The following is a 19,321-nucleotide window of genomic DNA, read 5'->3' as shown; positions in this document are numbered from 1 at the left end:
GGACCACACCATGCCGCGGGTCGGCCCGGTCGCCGGGCTGCCCGCGCGGCGACGACCTGGGGGACCGAGCGATGCAGACGCCGGACGGACTTCCCGCCGAGATCGACCTGAGTCGGCCCAGCGCGGCCCGGGTCTACGACTACTTCCTCGGCGGCGCGCACAACTTCGAGATCGACCGGCAGCTCGCCGAGCAGATCGCCGCCATGACGCCGAACCTGGCGGCCACCATGCGCTCCGGGCGGGAGTTCCTGCGCCGGGCTGTCCGGGTGCTGCTCGACGCCGGCATCGACCAGTTCCTCGACATCGGTTCGGGGATTCCCACGGTCGGCAACGTGCACGAGGTGGCCCAGGCGGCCGACCCGCAGGCCCGGATCGTCTACGTCGACATCGACCCGGTCGCCGTGGCGCACAGCCGGGAGCTGCTCGCCGGCAACGACCGGGCCACCGCGATCCTGGCCGACCTGCGCGAGCCGAAGCTGATCCTCGACCAGGCCCGCGCCAGCGGGCTCATCGACTTCGACCGCCCCGTCGGCATCCTGCTCGCCGGGGTGGTCCACTTCATCCCCGACGAGGACCGGCCGGGCGACATCCTGGCGACCCTGCGGGCCGCCGCGGCCCCCGGCAGCTTCCTGGTCATCTCCCACTCCACCTTCGAGGACCAGCCGCAGGAGATGCTCGACGCGCAGCGGCTGTCTGCGCGCACCGCCACCGAGATCACACTGCGCTCCCGGGCCGAGATCACCGGCTTCTTCGGCGACTGGACCCTGCTCGACCCGGGCGTCGTGCACATGCCGCTCTGGCGGCCCGACTCGCCGTCCGACGTGGACGAGCACCCCGAGCGGTTCGGGGCGTTCGGCGGCGTCGCCCGGCACGACCGCACAGCCGGCTGAGCCGACATGCGCGCCCCGGACCCCGACGGGGGCGACTTCAGCCGACCGGGCGCCGCGGCGTACGCCGCCGAGTGGGCCCGGGCGGTGCGGCGCATCGGGTTCGTGCCGCTGAGCGCAGCCGAGACCGAGCGGCTGCTGCTCGTGCACACCGTCCGGCTCGGCCGGGCGCTGCTCGCCCCGACGTTCTCCGCCCAGCCGGCGGAGGACGTCGGGCGGGCCCTGGTCGAGGCGCACCTCACCGAGCCCGGGGTGCTCGACTGGTCGGTGCGGGCGCTCGGCGACCGCTTCCTGTCGTGGGTGCTGCCCGCCCGCGTGGAGCTGCCGGAGGTGCGGGAGCGGATCGCCGCCATGCAGGGCGCGTTCGCGGCCGGCTTCGGCCGGGCGCTGCGCGACCGGGTGTTCAGCCAGCAGGAGCGCATCGCCCGCTCGGCCTGGCAGGCCCGGGACGCGGTGGAGCAGGCGCTGCGGGACAGCGAGGCGCGATTCCGGGCGGTCTTCACCGGTGCCGCGATCGGCATCGGCATCGCCGGCGTGGACGGGCGGATCATCGAGGTCAACCAGTCCTTCGCGGACATGCTCGGCTACACGGTCGACGAGCTGCGGGAGCTGACCGTCGACGGGCTGTTCCACCCCGACGACGCCGCCGGCATGTGGGAGCTGTACCAGGAGCTGGTCGAGGGCAAGCGGGACAGCGCCCGGGTGGAGAAGCGCTACTACCGCAAGGACCGCAGCGTCGTCTGGACCGACCTCGCCGTCTCGCTGATCCGCCACGACGACGGCCGCCCCCGGTTCACCGTCGCGATGATCGAGGACATCACCGAGCGCTACCAGCTCCAGCAGCGGCTGCGCTTCCAGGCGCTGCACGACCCGCTCACCGGCCTGCCCAACCGGACGCTCTTCTTCGAGACACTCGGCCAGGTCTTCGACACCGCCGAGGCGGAGCAGCGGGTCGGGCTCTGCTTCATCGACCTGGACGGCTTCAAGGCGATCAACGACAGCCTCGGCCACGACCTGGGCGACCGGCTGCTCAAGGTGATCGGCCGCCGGCTGGCCGACTGCGTGTCGGGCCGCGGCCACCTGGTCGCCCGGATGGGCGGCGACGAGTTCGTCATCCTTGTCGACTCCGACGGCGGCCTCGACGACGCCGTCGAGGTGGCCGAGCTGGCGCTGGCCGCCGTCTCCGCCCCGGTGCACGTCGGCGACCAGCAGCTGGCCGTGTCGGCGAGCATCGGCATCGTGGAGTGCCCGGCCGCCGAGACCAGCGTCTCCGAGCTGATGAAGGCCGCCGACACCACGCTCTACTGGGCCAAGGCGGAGGGGCGCGGCCGCTGGGCCGTCTACGACCCGGAGCGCAGCGCCGCCGACATCGCCCGGTCGGCGCTGGCCGCCAACCTGCCCGCCGCGCTGGACCGGGGCGAGTTCGTGCTGCACTACCAGCCGATCGTCTCGCTGGTCGACGGCGCCATGGTGGCGGTGGAGGCGCTGGTCCGCTGGCAGCATCCGGAGCTGGGGCTGATCGGGCCGGACCGGTTCATCGGGCTGGCCGAGGAGACCGGCCTGATCGTCCGGCTCGGCGCCTGGGTGCTCCGGCAGGCGTGCCGCGACGCCGAGGGCTGGCGGCGGGCGTACCCGGAGGCGCGGCTCATGGTCAACGTCAACCTGGCGGCCCGGCAGGCCGACGACCCGGGCATCGTGGAGACCGTCGCCGAGGCGCTGCAGCACGCCGGGCTCCCCGCCGAGCTGCTGCAACTGGAGCTGACCGAGAGCGCCGTGATGGGCACCGCCGGTGAGCCGCTGCGCGCCCTGCACCAGCTCGCCGACCTCGGGATCCGGCTGGCCATCGACGACTTCGGCACCGGCTACTCGAACCTGGCGTACCTGCGGCGGCTGCCGATCCACTGCCTGAAGCTCGCCGGCCCGTTCGTCGAGGGGATCCGGGGCGACGGCGCGGACGTGGTCGCCGACCACCGCGACGAGCGGATCGTGGACGCGCTGGTCCGGCTGGCCCACGCCCTGGAGCTGTGGGTGACCGCCGAGGCGGTGGAGACCGAGGAGCAGGCCGAGCGGCTGCGGTCGCTGCGCTGCGACACCGGGCAGGGGCGCTGGTTCGGTCCCCCGATGCCCGCGGCCGGCATCCGCCGCCGGCTGGAGGGTAAGGAGGGACCCCACGGGTCCACGTCGCGCCTTACCGAGCAGCGCGCGGGGCAGGCGCAGGTCCGTGCGGCGGGGGAGGAGACGCGGTGAGCCTGGGCGATTCGCAGGCGGTGGTGTCGGTGGTGGCCGCGCTGGCCATCCTTGCCGGGCTGGCCGGGGTGGTGGTCCCCGGCCTTCCGGCGTTGCCGCTGTGCTGGGGCGGGGTGCTGGTGTGGGCGCTCTTCGGCGACGCCGGGCCGGGCCGCTGGGCGGTGCTGGCCGCCGCCACCGTGGTCGCCGTCGGCGGCGGTGTCGTCAAGTACCTCTGGCCGGGGCGGAACCTGAAACGGACCGGCGTGCCGACCTCGTCGCTGCTGGCCGGCGGGCTGCTCGGCCTGGTCGGTTTCTTCGTCATCCCGGTGGTCGGCCTGCCGATCGGCTTCGTCGGCGGGATCTGGGGCGCGGAACGGCTGCGGCTGGGCAGCAACCAGCTCGCCTGGCCGGCCACCGTGCAGGCGCTCAAGGCGGCCGGGCTGTCCATGCTTGTCGAGTTCCTGGCCGGGCTGGTCATCGCCGTGCTCTGGGTGGCCGGGCTGCTGTTCGCCTGACCGGATCGGGGCACCGTTCGCCGATACCGGCGGTTAGGGTCGCACCCGTGCGGATCACCGTCCTCGGTGGGCTCGGCGCCTGGCCCACCGCCGAGCAGTCCTGCTCCGGCTTCCTGGTTGAACACGCGGGCTTCCGGCTGCTGATCGACCCCGGGTACGCGACCCTGCAACCGCTGCTGGCGCGCGTCCCGGCGGCGCGGGTGGACGCGGTGTACGTCAGTCACGGCCACCCGGACCACTGCGCCGACCTCCAACCGCTGCTGCGGGCCCGGGTGCTCGCCGACCGGGCCGGCCCGCCGCTGCCCGTGTACGCGCCCGCCGGTGCCCTGGACCGCCTGCTGGGCATCGACGAGCCGGGCCTGGTCGACGGGGCGTACCGGTTGTCCGCCCTCGCGCCGGGAGAAGCGTTCGACCTCGGGCCGTTCCGGGTGGACACCTGGTCGCTGCCGCACTGGGTCCCGAACATCGGCGCCCGGTTCACCGGTCCGGACGCCGTACTTGCCTACACGGGGGACACCGGACCCAGCCCGGACCTGGTCGAGCTGGCCCGGGACGCCGACCTGCTGATCGCCGAGGCGACGTATCCGGTGGGGATCCCGGACCGGCACCTCGGCAACCTGTCCAGCGCCGCCGAGGTGGGCCGGTACGCCGACGCCGCCGGGGCGCGGCGGGTCCTGCTCACCCACCTGTGGCCCGGGACCGACCCGGCGGAGGCGGTCGCGGCCGCGCGGCGCGGGTACGCCGGGCCGGTCGACGTCGCCGCGCCGGGCCTGGTGCGCACTCTCGGGAGGTAGGAGCGGCGGCGCGGGCGTCCGGGGGTACGGCGAACCGCCGTACTTCAGTGAGAGAGAGGTGGACGCCGCGCGCCGCCGCGGGCCGGGCGTTGCCGAGCGCCCGGCGGTGGCCCGTCGCGATCGGGCCTGGTCACGGGCTCAAGGATGCCCCGGAACGGTCCCGGGCGGCAACGCAATTAGCCGTGCCGGCTGTGAGATTCCCACGGCTGCCGTATTGACCGCCTTGATCGGCGGGATCACACTTTGCCCACTCGCACCGGGGAACCACCTCGAGGAGGTGTGCAGTGGCCACGACGCCCGCGCCGACCGCCGAGCAACCGATGGACGACGACGCCCGACGGCTCGCCGAGCTCGGCTACAAACAGGAGCTGCACCGCAAGTGGAGCGGCTTCTCCAACTTCGCCATCTCGTTCTCGATCATCTCGATCCTGGCCGGCTGTTTCACCACCTTCGGCCAGGCGTGGAACAACGGCGGCCCGGTCGCCATCTCCTGGGGCTGGCCGCTGATCTCGATGTTCATCCTGATCATCGGCTTCTGCATGGCCGAGCTGGTCTCGGCCTACCCGACCGCCGGCGGGATCTACTGGTGGGCCGCCACCATGGGCCGGCCGGTGCACGGCTGGTTCACCGGCTGGCTCAACCTGATCGGCCTGGTGGCGGTGACCGCCTCGGTCGACTACGGCTGCGCCACCTTCCTCAACCTCACCTTCTCGGCGCTCTTCGACGGTTGGGCCGGCACGGCGCACCAGACCTTCGGGCTGTTCGTGGTGATCCTCGCCCTGCACGGGCTGATCAACATCTACGGGCACCACATCATCGACGTCCTCCAGAACGTCTCGGTCTGGTGGCACGTGGCCGGAGCCGCCGCGGTGGTGCTCATCCTGCTGCTGGTCCCCGACGACCACCAGAGCTTCAAGTTCGTCTTCACCGAGCGGTTCAACAACTCCGGCTTCGGCGACGGCGACACCGGCGGGCTCACCTTCTGGTTCTACGTGCTGCCGCTGGGCTTCCTGCTCACCCAGTACACGATCACCGGCTTCGACGCCTGCGCGCACGTCTCCGAGGAGACGCGGGGGGCCTCGAAGGCCGCCGCCCAGGGCCTCTGGCGGTCGATTTTCTACTCCGCGGTCGGCGGCTGGATCCTGCTGCTCGCCTTCCTCTTCGCGGCCACCGACGTGGACGCGATCAACTCCGCGGGCGGCTTCTCCGGGGCCATCTTCGAGTCGGCGCTCACCCCGTTCTTCTTCAAGGCCGTCATCATCATCTCCACCATCGGCCAGTTCTTCTGCGGGATGAGCTGCGTGACCTCGATGTCGCGGATGGCGTACGCGTTCAGCCGGGACCGCGCGGTGCCGGGCTGGCGGCTCTGGTCGCGGGTGAACCGCAACGGCACCCCGGTCAACGCGATCATCGCGGCCACCCTGGCCGGTCTGGTGCTCACCCTGCCCGCGCTCTACCAGAAGGCCGGCGTGCCGGTCGCCTTCTACGCGGTGGTCTCGGTCGCGGTGATCGGGTTGTACCTGTCCTTCCTCATCCCGATCTTCCTGCGGCTGCGGATGGGGGACCGGTTCGTCCCCGGCCCGTGGACGCTGGGCCGGAGGTACAAGCTGCTCGGCTGGATCGCGGTGATCGAGATCGCGGTCATCTCCGTCTACTTCGTGCTGCCGATCGTGCCGGCCGGCGTGCCCGGCAACGCGGACTTCACCTGGACGGCCGTGAACTACGCCCCGCTCGCCATCGGCGGGGTGCTGCTCGGCGTGGCGCTCTGGTGGTACGCCTCGGCCCGGAAGTGGTTCACCGGCCCTCGCCGTACCGTCGACGTGCCGGTGCAGCGCCCCGCCGCGGACGCCGCACCGGCCGACGAGGAGCGGCTCGGTCCGGGAAGAGTTGCGGGTCGCCGCCACCGAACGGGGAGCAGACTTGTCCACCGTCACCACCGCGTTGTTCACCTGGCCGCTGGGGGACGACGCCGTCCTGATCCCGCGCACGGCCGCGGTCGCCGAGGCCCATCTGGCGCTGGTGGAGGCCAACTACCAGCGCCTCGCCCAGTGGTTCCCGGACGCGTTCCAGGAGCCGCCGACGCTGGCCGGGGTGCGCGCGAACCTGGAACGGGCCGGCCGGGCGTGGCAGGAGGGATCGTTGTTGCCGCTGTCCATCGCGGTGCCGGCCGAGGAGGGCTGGCGCCTGGTCGGCTGGGCTCAACTGGTGATCGACGCTCCGGCCCGGTCGGGCGAGGTGGGCTACTGGCTCGACGCCGGCCACGTGGGGCGCGGCCTGGTCACCCGGGCGGTCACGGCCCTGCTCGACCACGCGTTCGGCCCGCTCGGCCTGGAGCGGATCGGGCTGCCCACCACCGTCGACAACACCCGCAGCCGGAGCGTCGCCGAGCGACTGGGGTTCACGCAGGAGGGCGTGCTGCGGGAGGCGGCGGCCTTCCCCGACGGACGGCGTGATCTCGTGGTGTACGGCCTCCTGGCACGCGAGTGGCGCACGTGACCTGCGCCCTACCGGACCCCGCGCCCGGGCCGGCGAACCGATCAGGAATCGAGAAGCGCCCGGTCTGCCGCCGGGCCTAGCCTTTTCCTGACCGTCGGCCCGAGGCCGAGTCTCGACCAGGGAACGGAAGTCCGAGAATGTCCGCGAAGAACGCCACGACCGTGTCCGACGGCTTCAGCGCCGAGGAGCGCGCCGCGATGAAGGAGCGCGCCGCCGAGCTGCGCGCCGAGGGTAAGAAGGGTGCCAAGAAGGCCGACGACCTTCAGGCGCTTCTCGACCGGATCGCGCAGATGGCGCCGCAGGATCGCGCGCTCGCCGAGCGCGTGCACGCGACGGTCACCGCTGCCGCCCCGGAGCTGTCGCCGAAGACCTGGTACGGGATGCCCGCCTACGCGAACGCCGACGGCAAGATCGTCGTCTTCTTCCAGGACTCGGGCAAGTTCAACTACCGGTACTCGACTCTGGGCTTCCAGGACACGGCCAACCTCGACGATGGGGATCTGTGGCCGGTGGCGTACGCGCTCCAGAAGTGGAGCCCCGCGGTGGAGAAGAAGGTCGTCGCGCTGGTGAAGGCTGCGGTCTCCTGACCGCTGCCGTTTCAATCACCCGGCGGGGCCTTCGCCGCGGGCCGGTATCGCACGTTCACCACCGACGTGGGATCGCCTCCGCCGAGGCGGTGGAGACGGATCGGCGCACCGCCGGGGTTGTCATACAGCCGGATGCCGTCGCCGAGCAGGACCGGCGCGATGTGCAGGTCGATCTCGTCGATCAGGTTCAAGGCGAGGAGCTGGCGGCCGATGGTCGGTGAGAACACCTCGAGGTTCCTGCCGTTGGCCGCCTCCAGCCCGATCCGCACGGCGTCGGCCGGGTCACAGTCGAGGAACGTTACCCCCTCGGCGGGCTCGGCGTCCTCCGGGTGGTGGGTGAGGATGAAGACCGGGCCCTTCCAGGAGCCGCCGTAGGGGCGGCTGCCAGGCGCGGCGTCCCAGCCGTCCCGGCCGCCCAGCACGGCGCCCGTGGTCGCGACGTACTCGCCGACCAGGCCGGGCCGGGCCGAGATCCCGGTCATCCAGTCCATCCCGTGGTCCGGTCCCGCCACAAAGCCGTCGAGGGACATGGTGAAGTGCCACAGGACCTTTCCGGCTGCGGTCTGCGATTCGGTGTCGCTCATACGAAACGAGGTCATGGTTGTTGGACGGTCTGCACCGGGAAAGCTCATCGGTGGAGGCTGGGCGGTAGCGGTGCCCGGCACGTTCGGCGAGGCTCCTCCCGTCGTCCACCCAGGCACTATCCCGCGCGGCGCCGCGCGAGATGCACGGTGAGGTCGGCGGCGATCTCGACCGTCTGGGGCAGGACCTGAAGGATCCGGCGGTACACCTCCTCCTGCTCCGGGACCGGTAGCAGGAGATAGGCCGAGACGGTCGAGAGATGGCCGACGTAGTCCCGGGCGGTCATCGTCACGCGTCGCTCCACCACGGACTGCTGGACGTCGCCGAACCACTCGGACCGTAGGAGCTCCGTGCCCGGCCACTGCATGGCGTGTCCCGCAGGCGTCCCGTCCGGAGACGGCACCTCGTCGCTCTCCAGGAACGGCGCGCGGGCCGCGCGAACGGCTTCCTCCACGGCCGGATCGGCAAGCTGGATCGGCCCCCCGAACGAGGCGAAGACGCCACCCGGCTCCACGAGCGCGGCCATGCGGGACCACCGATCCCGCGGGTCCGTCCAGTGCAGCGCCGCCGCCGCATAGACCAATTCGTAGCTCTCACCGGGTTGCAGGTCCTCGAACGCGGCCCGCACGGTCCTGACGCCGGCCGGCAGGTGCCTGCGCAGCTCGGCGAGCATGGCCGGGTCCGGCTCGGTGGCGGTCACCGTGACCCCTCGTCGCGCGAACAGACGGGTGGCCTTCCCGGTCCCGGCGCCGATCTCGAGGGCGGTCCGGACGGGCCGGCCCGCGTACGTCATCACCATGTCGAAAAGTTCCACGGGATATCCCGGCCGGAATCGTTCGTACGCCTCCGCCACCGCCCCGAAGCTCAGTGCCCGACCAGACATGCCGAGATCCTGACACCATCCGCGCCGGCTGTGCTCACTCTTTCGCAGAGATCGGGCGCCGGAGCAGGCCGCCTCGATCCCGGCGACCACCAACGAGTGGCGGACGCCTGCCGATGAGCCGTGATACGGGTTGCGGAAGGCCCCTGTCCCACCCTCACCGTCGTGGATCTGCACCCGGTAGTGTGCCGTGCCCTGTGCGCCGTCACCTGTGTGCTGTGCTGGGCGTGCGTTGTGTGCCGGGGAGTCGAACCCCTGCGCCTGCCCGCGGCGCGCCAGGAGGGAGCCGGATTGCCCGCCGGCTCTCGGGTTCGTGCACGCCTCCACGTCGGCTACCTGCTCCGCAACCTCAGTCCAGCAGGTCGACCTCCCAGTTCGTCCGCTGAATCAGCGTGTCGACTTCGCGAATCTGCCGGCCGAGGTCGTCGGCCTGGCGGCGCAGTTCCGCCACCGGAAGCGCCGGGACCATCTTCAGCTCCGACCGCAACTGCCGATATCCCCGCTGGCCTTCCCCGGCGGCGGCGTCGGCGGCAGAAGTGACGACGTTGTGCCGCAGGCGGAGCACGTCGCGGCGTGCGAGCGCATCGGTGAGGGTCGCACCCTCCACCACCGTGGCGGCGTTGGTGCGATTGATCCGCCGGATCAGGATCTCCAGCTCACCGAGCACCTCGCCCGCCTCCACCAGGAGAGCGGCGGCGTCCTCAGCGGGCGCCTCGCCCTCCTGGTAGCGGGCGCTGGCGGCGATGCGGGCACGGAGTTGTTCGGCGCGACGCGCCGCATCCGCGCGCAGCGCAAGAGCCTCAGCAAGCTTCATGGTCACCAGTATGGCCACGTGAAGATCATCGCCGCACCGCAATTAGCTACGGCGGAGCACCAGCGTCACGAAGCCCAGAACGTTGCGGTAGCCGCGCAACCACTGGTCGCGGTGCTCCCGGGCGACGGTGACCGCCTCGGCGGCGTCCGGGTGGCCGGGGTTGTCCAGCGCCCACTCGGTGAGCGAGCCGATCCACGACCACTCGTAGTCGTCCCACTCGGCGGCGTCGCTGACATGGGCGTACACCGGGGTCCAGCCGGCCTGCTCGGCGGCGTCGACCAGGCCGGCGAGGTCGGTGAACTCCTCCGGCTTCGCATCGAGTGCCGCGAGTGCCTCCGGAGTCGGCGGGACCTGCCAGAACCCCTCACCGACCATGAGGATGCCGTCGGCGTTCACATGCCGACCGGCCAGCTCCAGCGTCCCGCCGAAGCCGCCGAACGCGTGTGTCGACCCGACGCACAGCACCAGGTCGTAGTCGCCGTCCGGCACGTACGTCCGGGCGTCGCGCTCGTGCAGGGTGAGCCGGTCGGCGAGGCCGCGCGCCTCGGCGGCGCCGGCGGCGCGTTCGAGGGCGTACGGGCTGACGTCCACGCCGTCCGCGTGCCCGTCGGGGTAGTGAGCGAGGGCCTGCAGCGCCCAGGATCCCTCTCCGCAGCCGAGGTCGAGGATGCGAGCCGTCGGTTGGCGGCCCGCTCGGCGCAGGAGCCGGTTGACGTTGACACCGAAGATCGGGGCCGCGATGGGGTGCCGCGAGTGCGCGATGCTGCTGAGCCGTTGACGATCCACCGGCAGAGTCAACACGAGTCAGGCCGACGTGCGCACTCTGGTTGTCGTGCCACGGCCGTTCCCGGGACGGCTGTCGCGCCCGCGGACCTGGACCGGGGGCTGGGAGCGGCGGCGCGCCGCTTCTCGGCTTCGTAGGAGTCACGGTCGGCCGGACCCGTCACGATCAGGTCGACGTCCAGCCGGTCAGGGTCCGCTCGGTGCACCGTCAGGGGCCGCGAACGTCAGTGGGCGAACCCTAGACTGCGGCTCGTGACGACACCCCTCACTCCGGTCGAGCTGGCCTTCGCGCTGTTGCGGGAGGGCCGGATGGGCGACGCCGAGAACCTCATGACGCGCGAGGTGCTGGCCACTGCGGACCGGCACGGTCCCGGCAGTCCGGAATGGGCCTCGGCCCAGTGCGACCTTGGCAATGTGCTCCTCAACGCCGATCAGCTCGACCGCGCGATCGAGTGCTTCCGCCGTGCCGTCTCCGTGCCGCCACGCGATCACGAGTCCCGCAAGGACCAGTTGACCTACCGGCTCAATCTGGGCTTGGCGCTTCGCCTGGCCGGGCGACTGGACGAGGCCGAGACGGAGCTACGCCAGGGGGTACAGGAGCGGCTCGCCTTCTACGGTCGCGAGCACGCCGGGTACGCGTTCGGCCTCGAACCGCTGGCCGACCTGCTGCGACAGCGTGGTGACCTGGCGGGCGCCCGGGAGGTCGTCGAGGAGGCGGTGGCCAACCTGTGGCGCAACGGGCACGAGCGGGTGGCCTCCGCGTTGGCGTTGCGAGCAGCGATCGTGCACGCCGGTGGCACCCGCGAGCCGCTCTTCGTCGGCCTGCACCAGCTGCCCGACGAGGTCGTCGAGCAGGTCGGCCAGGTCGTCACCCAGATGCTGAACCGCCGGGACCCGGCGTCCAAGCCCCTGCTCACCGCCCTGGTCGCGGCCTTGGAGGAGCGGCTCGGTGTCGACCACCAGGCGACGCTCAACGCCCTGTCCGTGCTGGCGAACCTCGGTCGTGACCTCGGTGACCAGGCGGGGCGGATCGAGGCGATCGAGCGCGTGCTCGCGTCGTACGACCGCCAGGGCCGGCAGGAGGAGGCGCTGTCGGCAGCGCTCGGCCTGGCGATGGCTCAGGACGAAGCCGGCGATGCCGCGGCGGGGCTGCGCACGTACGCCTCGGCGGACGCGAGGGCCGAACGCATCGGTCGTCCGGAGCTGCGGAGTCAGGTGCTGCGCAACTGGGGTCTCGCGCTGAAGGAGGCCGGCCAGGTGGGCCCGGCGGAGCAACGGCTGACCGAGGCGGTGAACCAGGCGCGCCGCGGCGCCGACCACGACACGGTCGGGCGGGCCTGCGTCGCCCTCGGCCTGTTCCTCCAGCACGAGGAACGGCTGTCGGAGGCCCGCACGGTCCTGGAGGAGGGCCTCGCCGTCATGGATCCCGTACACCCGGACGCGATCATCGGCCGCAGCCACCTCGGTGCGGTCCTCGACGGCCGCACCTGCGGGTGCGGCGACATGGCGGGCACGATCGCCGACGCGTTCCGCGAGTTCGTCATGACGAGGCTTCCCGCGGACCTGCTCGATCGCCTCGACGTGGCGATCGTGGACGGCGACTTCAAGATCGAGGTGGGGCTGCGGCGAGAACCGACCGAGTCCGAGATCGAGCGCCTGAACGGCGTCCTCCAGACCGCTCACGCCGAGTTCCGCCGCCGGATCAGCGAGCCACACTACGCCGGCTGACCGCCCGACCACCGCAGCCGGAGCAGGCCGTCGACACGTGGTGACCACGGCGTCTCGCCGCCGAGAAGAAGGCCCTGAGCGCCCACGCTCAGGGCCTTCCGGGTGCGGTGTCGCGACTCAGCCGGCGGTGTCGATCTGCTTCACGGAGTCGACGAAGGACCGCCAGGACGTGGGGTTGATGTGGAGGGTGCCGCCGTCCCGGTCCTTGGTGTCGCGCACCAGCACGACGCCCGGCAGGTTGTCGGCCACCTCGACACAGGAGCCGCCGTTGTTTCCGCTCTTCGTGCTCTTGCGCCACCGCGCGCCGGTCATGTCCATGATCCTGCCGCTTTCCTGATCAGGTCCAGGGATTGGGCGCGGGACAGGGCCTCACCCCTGATGCGCTCCCACCTCCGACTGAGCGTAGCAACGCCCGCAGCATCATTTACGATCTGCGCTCGCGCTTGGCTGTCGGCGTGCGCGACGTGCTCCCCGGTGGGCAGTTCGGCGATGATGAACCCTCCACCGAGACCCGGATACATCCCGACGTCCCGCGGCACCACGTGCACCTGCACCGAGGGCAGCGCCGCACACGTGGCGAGGTGCTCGACCTGCTCGCGCATCAGGTCGCGGTCGCCATAGGCCGACTGATAGAGCACCCCTTCGAAGACCACGGCGACGAGCAGCGGCGGGCGGTCGCGGCGCAGGATGGCCTGCCGACCCAACCGCGACGCGACGAGATCGTCGGCCTCGCTCGCCGTCAGAGCCTCGCCCGCGAGCGTCGCGCGGGCGTACTTCTCGGTCTGGAGGAGTCCAGGTATCCACATGTGCTCGAACCAGCGCAGTGCGACGGACTCCCGTTCCCAGTCGACCCACTCCCGTAGCCACTGCGGCTCGCGTCGCTTCAGGACATCGGGCCATAGGTCCCCAACGTCCCGGCCCAGGAGCGCGGCCACCTGCGCACGTCGGCGAGGTTGTGGCACTCGTCCCGGCGAGATCCACCGCGCTGCCGTCTTCGGATCCACACCGGTCTGAGCAGCCAGGCTCTCGGCTGTCTCGCCAGCTTGGGCCATTGCCGCTTGAAGCGTGTGGTTCATCCCGTCCCCAAGAAGGATGTCCTGAACGTCCTCTGAGAATAGATGAACGTCGTGTACTGGTCCCATCACGCTGAGCAAGGTGTCCTCGTGGGTCCGTTCGGCTCAGTCGAACAGTTGGGCGGGCTCCTGCCGGGCCACCCCACGGATTGAGGGCGGCCCTCTCCACCACAAGGAGGCTGATGTGCGTACCCGATGGTTCCGGTGTTTCACCGGCAAGCTGCCGACACTGCGGGAGCCGGCCCGGGCGTCGCGGCCGGTTGGCGCCGGCCCCGCAGTGGCGGGCGAACGGGAGCCACTGGTGACCGGCATGCTCAGCGTCACCGCGCACGTCGCCCGCCGCCCGACCTGGCACTGCGAATGCTGCGGCGCGCCCTGGCCCTGCCCGGCCTTCCGCACGATCCGGCTCGAACCGGCGGCGCTCATTCCGGTCCTGTCGTCCCTGCTCCCTGACGCGATCCGGGACCTGCGTGGATGCCCGGAGGGGCCGGAGCCGCCGCACATCGTCCGGCGGTTCCTGTGGTTCCTGCCGCTGACCGGCGAGGAAGCCCGCGCCGTGGCCCGCCGGCTGCGGTGATGGGGCGCCGGACCATCCCGCACGTCCCGATGCGTCCGCTCTGGCGTTGCCGGAGCTGCGGCGCGCAATGGCCCTGCCAGCCGGCCCGGCTGTCGCTGCTCGTCGAGTACCGGGGGGACCGGACGGCGCTGCTGGTGTATCTCGGCACGCTGATGGCCGAGGCCACGGAGCAGTTGACCAGGCTGAACCCGGATCGAGTCCCGGACCTGCACCACCGCTTCCTCGCCTGGGCGCGGGCCCGCGGCTGACCCGGCACACGGCGCGCCGCCCGCCGCTAGACCCGGTCGGGGCGGTCCGAGTTGGGGAAGCGGAACGGTACGCCCAGGTGGTCGGCGAGCGCCGCGCCGAGGCGACGCGCCGCGGCGGCAGCCGGCCACGGTGGGACCCGGCCGGTGAAGCCGGCCAGGTTGTCCCGGTGCCGGACCAGGGTGAGCGGGACGCCGCCCAGCGGACCGTGCAGGGCGGCGACCAGCAGCACGTCCAAGGCGGGTCGCTCGCCGCGCCACCGTGCCTCGATCGCCGCGGGTGGTGCCGGCAGCGCCGCCACCCGGGCGAGCAGCGCCGGCAGGTCGGCGCCCGGTGGCGGGTCCCGGCGCAGATCCTCCTGGAGCGCGGCCAGCCGGTGCAGGACCAGTTCGTGGCAGTCCTGCAGCGGCGGCCGGGGAGTCACAGCGTCGGAGACGGCGCGGATCGCGGGGATCAGCCAGCCGTGGGCGATGTGCCGGTCGACCCGGTCCTGGTCGGCCCCGGTCAGCCGGCCCCACAGCGCCTCGTCCACCCCGGTATTGACGCACGGCCGGCGGCGGTCGGTCGATCGCGTTTGCCACGGTGTCCGCCGGGCACCCGCCGCGTCGGCCGCCGGCCACGCGGAAGGTCGTCAGTGCGTTCCGCTGGGGGCGGGGACGGCATGCTCGGCCGCTCGGCTGACCTGTTCCCAGCCCGCCCAGGTGTCCATGCGACGGCGTGAGATGTCGAACGCCAGGTCGTAGACCATGCTGCCGAGCAGGAGCCGCAGCGGCGGGTCGTCGCTGTCGACCAGTTTCAGCAGCGAGTCGGCGGCGAGTCGGGGATGACTGTCGATCGAGCCGTCCGCCCACTGCCGTTCCAGCTTCGCGCGCAGTGGACCGTAGGCCTCCATCGGCGTCGTGGTGGCCATGCTGGTGTACAGGTCCGTCCAGTAGCCGCCGGGCTGGATGATGCTGACCTTGACGCCGAAGGCTGCCGCCTCCATCGCCAGGGCCTCGCTCATGCCTTCCAGCGCGAACTTGCTCGCGCTGTACATCCCGGTGCTCGGGAAGCCGCCGAGTGCGGCGATGCTGGAGATCTGCACGATGTGGCCGGCGCGTCGGGCACGTAGGTGCGGCAGCACGGCCTGGCTGACCCAGAGCGCCCCGAAGAGGTTGACCTCGAACTGAGCACGCGCCTCAGCTTCGGTGAACTCTTCGATCATGCCCATGGACATGGCGCCGGCGTTGTTGACGACGATGTCGAGCCGCCCGAAGTGCTCGACCGCGGTGGCCGCGGCGGCGAAGACCGCAGCCCGGTCGGTCACGTCGAGCCGCAGGGCGAGCAGCCGGTCGCCGTATCGGTCATCGAAGTCGTTCCGCGTGATGCTCCGAGCTGCGGCGACCACCCGGTCGCCGCGTTCGAGTGCCGCGATGGTGAACGCACGGCCCAGGCCACGGCTCGCGCCCGTGATGAACCAGGTACGCGTAGCGGTGCCGGATGAGGTGCGCATAGCGGATCTCCGCTCTCCCGTACTGAGACGAGACGGTTCGTCTCGCCGCTGAGGCGACAGTACGTCATTGGTACCCGCAACACAAGACGAGACGGTCCGTCTCAACCGGTAGGGTGGCCCACGTGACGACACCGCACCGAGCAACGCCCAGCGTGGCCCGCCGGAACGAGGCCTCGCGGCGGGCCATCCTCGCCGCCGCGTTCGAGCTGCTCCAGGAAGTCGGATACGCCAAACTCAGCATCGAGGGCATCGCCGCACGCGCCGGCGTCGGCAAACAAACCATCTACCGCTGGTGGCCGTCGAAGGGCGCGGTCATCTTCGACGCCTTCCTCATGCGCAGTGAGGGCAGCGAGGGTGAACCTGTCGCGTTGCCCGACACCGGTGACCTGGAAGCCGACCTGACCGCGGTCCTGCACGCCACGGTCGCGGAGTTGAACGATCCCCGGTACGACCGTCCGATGCGGGCGCTGGCCACCGAGATCGCGAACGACCCCGAACTGGCCGCCGCCTACCGCCAACGGCTGGACGGACCGATGAAGGAGGCCAAGCGGCAACGGCTGGTCAGCGCCCAGCGGGCCGGGCAACTCGCCGAAGACCTCGACCTCGACGTGGCCGTGGAGATGATCTGGGGTCCGGTGCTCAACCGTTGGCTGCAACGCAGTGGACCACTCACCGCCGAGTACACCGACCGTGTCATCACCACCGCCCTCAACGGCTTGCGCCCACGCCCGTCCGGCCGTTGAGCCGGCACCGCTGTCGAGCAGGCCCGCTACCGACCCGGCTCCGGCCCCCGGCCGATCGCGTTTGCGACGGTGTCCGCAGGGGGCATTGACGGTGATCCGGTTCTGCCAGTAGACCTTGGTGATGGAGGCGCGCCGATGAGGAAAGCTCCGCTCACGCTCGAACAACTGCGCGTCGCGGTCGCCGAGGGCGAGATCGACACGGTGGTGCTCGCGCTGACCGACATGCAGGGCCGCCTCCAGGGCAAACGGTTCCACGCGCCGTTCTTCCTGGACCAGGTCGTGGCGCACGGCAGCGAGGGTTGCAACTACCTGCTCGCCGTGGACGTCGACATGAACACCGTCGACGGGTACGCCATGTCGAGCTGGGAACGCGGCTACGGCGACTTCGCCATGCGGCCCGACCTGGACACGCTGCGCCGGGTGCCCTGGCAGCCCGGCAGCGCGATGCTGCTGGCCGACCTGGAGTGGCTGGACGGTTCCGGGCCGGTGGTCGCCTCGCCCCGGCAGATCCTGCGCCGGCAGCTCGACCGGCTCGCCGCTCACGGGCTGACCGCGTACGCGGGCACCGAGCTGGAGTTCGTGCTGTTCCGCGACTCGTACGAGGAGGCGTGGCGGCGCGGCTACCGCGAGCTGACCCCGGCCAACCAGTACAACGTGGACTACTCGCTGCTCGGCACGGCGCGGGTGGAGCCGCTGCTGCGCCGGATCCGCACCGAGATGGCCGGCGCCGGGCTGATCCCGGAGAGCGCCAAGGGCGAGTGCAACCTGGGCCAGCACGAGATCGCCTTCCGCTACGACGAGGCGGTGGCCTGCGCCGACCACCACGTCATCTACAAGAACGGGGCAAAGGAGATCGCCGCCCAGGAGGGCATGTCGATCACCTTCATGGCCAAGCCGAACGCGCGGGAGGGCAACTCCTGCCACATCCACTTCTCGCTGCGCGACTCCGACGGCCGCTCGGCCATGCTCGGGGACGGGCCGGCGCACCTGTCGGCCACCGGGCAGCGGGTGCTGGCCGGGCTGCTCGCCACCATGCGCGAGTTCAGCATCCTGTTCGCCCCCAACATCAACTCCTACAAGCGCTACCAGCCCGGCTCGTTCGCGCCGACCGCGCTGCGCTGGGGCACCGACAACCGCACCTGCGCGCTGCGGCTGGTCGGGCACGGCCAGGGGATGCGGGTGGAGAACCGGGTGCCGGGCGCCGACGTCAACCCGTACCTGGCGATCGCCGCGCTGGTCGCCGGTGCGGTGCACGGCATCGAGCGGGAGCTGGAGCTGGGCGAGGAGTGCGGCGGCAACGCGTACGACGACGCCGAGGCCGAGCGGGTGCCCGGCACGCTCCGCGACGCCCTCGCCCTGTGGGAGTCCTCGGCGACGGCCCGGGAGGCGTTCGGCGCCGAGGTGGTCGACCACTACGCCAACACCGCGCGGGTGGAGCTGGCCGCCTTCGACGCGGCCGTCACCGACTGGGAGCTGGTGCGTGGCTTCGAGCGCCTCTGACCTTGCGCTCGGGGTGCCGCCAGGAGAAGGGTGGGGCGCGTGACCCAGGTGATCAACCCGGCGACCGGTGAGCCGCTGCGCGAGGTGCCGGCCACCTCGCTCGCGGAGACGGACGCGGCCATCGAGCGGGCGGCGGCGGCCTTCGAGACGTGGCGCGCGGTGGCGCCGGGGGACCGGGCGCGGCTGCTGCGGCGGTTCGCCGCCGTGGTCGACGCGCACCGGGAGGAGCTGGCGCTGCTGGAGGTGCGCAACGCCGGCCACACCATCGGCAACGCGCGCTGGGAGGCCGGCAACGTCCGGGACGTGCTCGACTACTACGCGGGAGCGCCGGAGCGGCTGACCGGGCACCAGATCCCCGTGCCGGGCGGGCTCGACGTCACCTTCCACGAACCGCTCGGCGTGGTCGGGGTGATCGTGCCGTGGAACTTCCCCATGCCCATCGCCGGCTGGGGCTTCGCCCCCGCGCTCGCCGCCGGCAACACGGTGGTGCTCAAGCCGGCCGAGCTGACCCCGCTGACCGCGCTGCGCCTGGCCGAGCTGGCTCTCGACGCCGGCCTGCCGGAGGGCGTGTTCACCGTCCTGCCCGGCCAGGGCAGCGTGGTGGGCGAGCGGTTCGTCACCCACCCGGCGGTCCGCAAGGTCTGCTTCACCGGCTCCACCGAGGTCGGCGTCCGGATCATGGCGGGCTGCGCCGCCCAGGTGAAGCGGGTGACGCTGGAGCTGGGCGGGAAGTCCGCCAACCTGGTCTTCGCCGACGCCGACCTGCCGAAGGCCGCGGCCAGCGCGCCGGCCGCGGTCTTCGACAACGCGGGCCAGGACTGCTGCGCCCGCTCCCGCATCCTGGTCCAGCGCTCGGTGTACGACCGCTTCCTGGAACTGCTCGAACCGGCCGTGCGCGGGTTCCGGGTCGAGGACCCGGCCGCCGAGACCGCCGAGATGGGCCCGCTGATCTCCGCCGGGCACCGGGACCGGGTCTCCGGGTACGTCGACGGGGCGAAGGTCGCCTTCACCGGCGACCGTCCCGACGGCGGCGGTTTCTGGTACGCGCCGACCGTGCTGCTCGCCGACTCCCCGGCCGACCGGCACTGGCGGGAGGAGATCTTCGGCCCGGTGGTGTCGGTGCTCCCGTTCGACGACGAGGCGGACGCGATCCGCCTGGCCAACGACACGGAATACGGGCTCTCCGGCTCGATCTGGACCCGGGACGTGGGCCGCGCGGTCCGGGTGGCCCGGGCGGTCGAGGCCGGCAACCTCAGCGTCAACTCGCACTCCTCGGTGCGCTACTGGACCCCGTTCGGCGGGATGAAGCGCTCCGGCCTCGGCCGGGAGCTGGGTCCGGACGCGCTGCACGCCTTCACCGACGTCAAGAACGTGTTCATCAGCACGGAGGAGTGA

Annotated in this window: 20 protein-coding genes and 1 pseudogene; 13 read left to right on the top strand and 8 right to left on the bottom strand. The window is 71.9% G+C overall.

Annotation, left to right across the window (positions count from 1 at the left end):
• Positions 1-71 precede the first annotated feature (71 nt).
• From ABZ452_RS00305 to ABZ452_RS00275, 7 genes and pseudogenes are all read left to right on the top strand, one after another.
• Complete coding sequence (locus ABZ452_RS00305) at positions 72-890, top strand: SAM-dependent methyltransferase (protein ID WP_357937287.1); 819 nt, start codon at positions 72-74, stop codon at positions 888-890.
• A 6-nt stretch (positions 891-896) separates the two neighbouring features.
• Complete coding sequence (locus tag ABZ452_RS00300; protein WP_357937285.1) at positions 897-3,134, top strand: EAL domain-containing protein; 2,238 nt, start codon at positions 897-899, stop codon at positions 3,132-3,134.
• Entirely contained in the window at positions 3,131-3,631 is a 501-nt protein-coding gene (locus ABZ452_RS00295; protein WP_357937283.1) for a DUF456 domain-containing protein, read from the top strand. The genes ABZ452_RS00300 and ABZ452_RS00295 overlap by 4 nt, the downstream gene beginning before the upstream one ends.
• 47 nt (positions 3,632-3,678) lie before the next feature.
• Positions 3,679-4,425 (top strand): MBL fold metallo-hydrolase, encoded by a 747-nt coding sequence (locus ABZ452_RS00290; protein ID WP_357937281.1) that lies wholly within the window; start codon positions 3,679-3,681, stop codon positions 4,423-4,425.
• A 320-nt stretch (positions 4,426-4,745) separates the two neighbouring features.
• Positions 4,746-6,206 (top strand): annotated as a pseudogene (locus tag ABZ452_RS00285) (amino acid permease); the annotation flags it as partial.
• 238 nt (positions 6,207-6,444) lie between these two features.
• Positions 6,445-6,921, top strand: a complete 477-nt coding sequence (locus ABZ452_RS00280) for a GNAT family protein (RefSeq protein ID WP_357938151.1) — start codon at positions 6,445-6,447, stop codon at positions 6,919-6,921.
• 137 nt (positions 6,922-7,058) lie between these two features.
• Positions 7,059-7,508: a hypothetical protein gene (locus tag ABZ452_RS00275; RefSeq protein ID WP_357937280.1), complete on the top strand. Its 450-nt coding sequence runs from the start codon at positions 7,059-7,061 to the stop codon at positions 7,506-7,508.
• An 11-nt stretch (positions 7,509-7,519) separates the two neighbouring features.
• Here ABZ452_RS00275 and ABZ452_RS00270 read toward each other — a convergent pair whose 3' ends face one another.
• The 4 genes from ABZ452_RS00270 to ABZ452_RS00255 form a co-directional block, all read right to left on the bottom strand.
• Positions 7,520-8,092, bottom strand: coding sequence for a dihydrofolate reductase family protein (locus ABZ452_RS00270; RefSeq protein ID WP_357937278.1), 573 nt, complete (start codon positions 8,090-8,092; stop codon positions 7,520-7,522).
• A gap of 116 nt (positions 8,093-8,208) precedes the next feature.
• Complete coding sequence (locus ABZ452_RS00265) at positions 8,209-8,973, bottom strand: class I SAM-dependent methyltransferase (RefSeq protein ID WP_357938149.1); 765 nt, start codon at positions 8,971-8,973, stop codon at positions 8,209-8,211.
• 346 nt (positions 8,974-9,319) lie between these two features.
• Entirely contained in the window at positions 9,320-9,784 is a 465-nt protein-coding gene (locus ABZ452_RS00260) for a DIP1984 family protein (protein ID WP_357937276.1), read from the bottom strand.
• A 42-nt stretch (positions 9,785-9,826) separates the two neighbouring features.
• Positions 9,827-10,570 carry a class I SAM-dependent methyltransferase gene (locus ABZ452_RS00255; protein WP_357937274.1) on the bottom strand — a complete coding sequence of 248 codons (744 nt, stop codon included), beginning with the start codon at positions 10,568-10,570 and terminating at the stop codon, positions 9,827-9,829.
• Between the two features lie 249 nt (positions 10,571-10,819).
• Here ABZ452_RS00255 and ABZ452_RS00250 point away from each other — a divergent pair, with 249 nt between their 5' ends.
• Positions 10,820-12,295: a tetratricopeptide repeat protein gene (locus tag ABZ452_RS00250; protein ID WP_357937273.1), complete on the top strand. Its 1,476-nt coding sequence runs from the start codon at positions 10,820-10,822 to the stop codon at positions 12,293-12,295.
• 117 nt (positions 12,296-12,412) lie between these two features.
• Here the strand turns inward: ABZ452_RS00250 and ABZ452_RS00245 are convergent, their stop codons facing one another.
• Together ABZ452_RS00245 and ABZ452_RS00240 are read right to left on the bottom strand one after the other, a co-directional pair.
• A complete protein-coding gene (locus ABZ452_RS00245; RefSeq protein WP_357937271.1) occupies positions 12,413-12,607 on the bottom strand; it encodes a DUF397 domain-containing protein in 195 nt (64 codons plus the stop codon).
• On the bottom strand, positions 12,604-13,371 hold the full coding sequence (locus ABZ452_RS00240) for a DUF5753 domain-containing protein (protein ID WP_357938147.1): 768 nt from the start codon (positions 13,369-13,371) through the stop codon (positions 12,604-12,606). Before ABZ452_RS00240 ends, ABZ452_RS00245 begins: the two co-directional genes overlap by 4 nt.
• A gap of 307 nt (positions 13,372-13,678) precedes the next feature.
• Here ABZ452_RS00240 and ABZ452_RS00235 point away from each other — a divergent pair, with 307 nt between their 5' ends.
• On the top strand, positions 13,679-13,945 hold the full coding sequence (locus ABZ452_RS00235; RefSeq protein WP_357938145.1) for a hypothetical protein: 267 nt from the start codon (positions 13,679-13,681) through the stop codon (positions 13,943-13,945).
• A 29-nt stretch (positions 13,946-13,974) separates the two neighbouring features.
• Positions 13,975-14,193 carry a flavin reductase gene (locus ABZ452_RS00230; RefSeq protein ID WP_357937269.1) on the top strand — a complete coding sequence of 73 codons (219 nt, stop codon included), beginning with the start codon at positions 13,975-13,977 and terminating at the stop codon, positions 14,191-14,193.
• A gap of 26 nt (positions 14,194-14,219) precedes the next feature.
• Here the strand turns inward: ABZ452_RS00230 and ABZ452_RS00225 are convergent, their stop codons facing one another.
• Together ABZ452_RS00225 and ABZ452_RS00220 are read right to left on the bottom strand one after the other, a co-directional pair.
• Positions 14,220-14,723 (bottom strand): hypothetical protein, encoded by a 504-nt coding sequence (locus tag ABZ452_RS00225; RefSeq protein ID WP_357937267.1) that lies wholly within the window; start codon positions 14,721-14,723, stop codon positions 14,220-14,222.
• A gap of 99 nt (positions 14,724-14,822) precedes the next feature.
• A complete protein-coding gene (locus ABZ452_RS00220; protein ID WP_357937265.1) occupies positions 14,823-15,683 on the bottom strand; it encodes an SDR family oxidoreductase in 861 nt (286 codons plus the stop codon).
• A 122-nt stretch (positions 15,684-15,805) separates the two neighbouring features.
• Between ABZ452_RS00220 and ABZ452_RS00215 the strand changes: the two genes are divergently transcribed.
• The 3 genes from ABZ452_RS00215 to ABZ452_RS00205 all read left to right on the top strand — a co-directional run bounded on the left by ABZ452_RS00215 (position 15,806) and on the right by ABZ452_RS00205 (position 19,321).
• Positions 15,806-16,426, top strand: coding sequence for a TetR/AcrR family transcriptional regulator (locus ABZ452_RS00215; protein ID WP_357937263.1), 621 nt, complete (start codon positions 15,806-15,808; stop codon positions 16,424-16,426).
• Positions 16,427-16,561: 135 nt separating this feature from the next.
• Positions 16,562-17,926, top strand: a complete 1,365-nt coding sequence (locus ABZ452_RS00210; RefSeq protein ID WP_357937261.1) for a glutamine synthetase family protein — start codon at positions 16,562-16,564, stop codon at positions 17,924-17,926.
• A gap of 39 nt (positions 17,927-17,965) precedes the next feature.
• Positions 17,966-19,321: an aldehyde dehydrogenase family protein gene (locus ABZ452_RS00205; RefSeq protein WP_357937259.1), complete on the top strand. Its 1,356-nt coding sequence runs from the start codon at positions 17,966-17,968 to the stop codon at positions 19,319-19,321.

The organism is Micromonospora sp. NPDC005707, assembly GCF_040631005.1.
Classification (GTDB): Bacteria; Actinomycetota; Actinomycetes; order Mycobacteriales; family Micromonosporaceae; genus Micromonospora.
The sequence above is the reverse complement of the archived record's forward strand: the minus strand, read 5'-3'. Positions and strand labels throughout refer to the sequence as shown.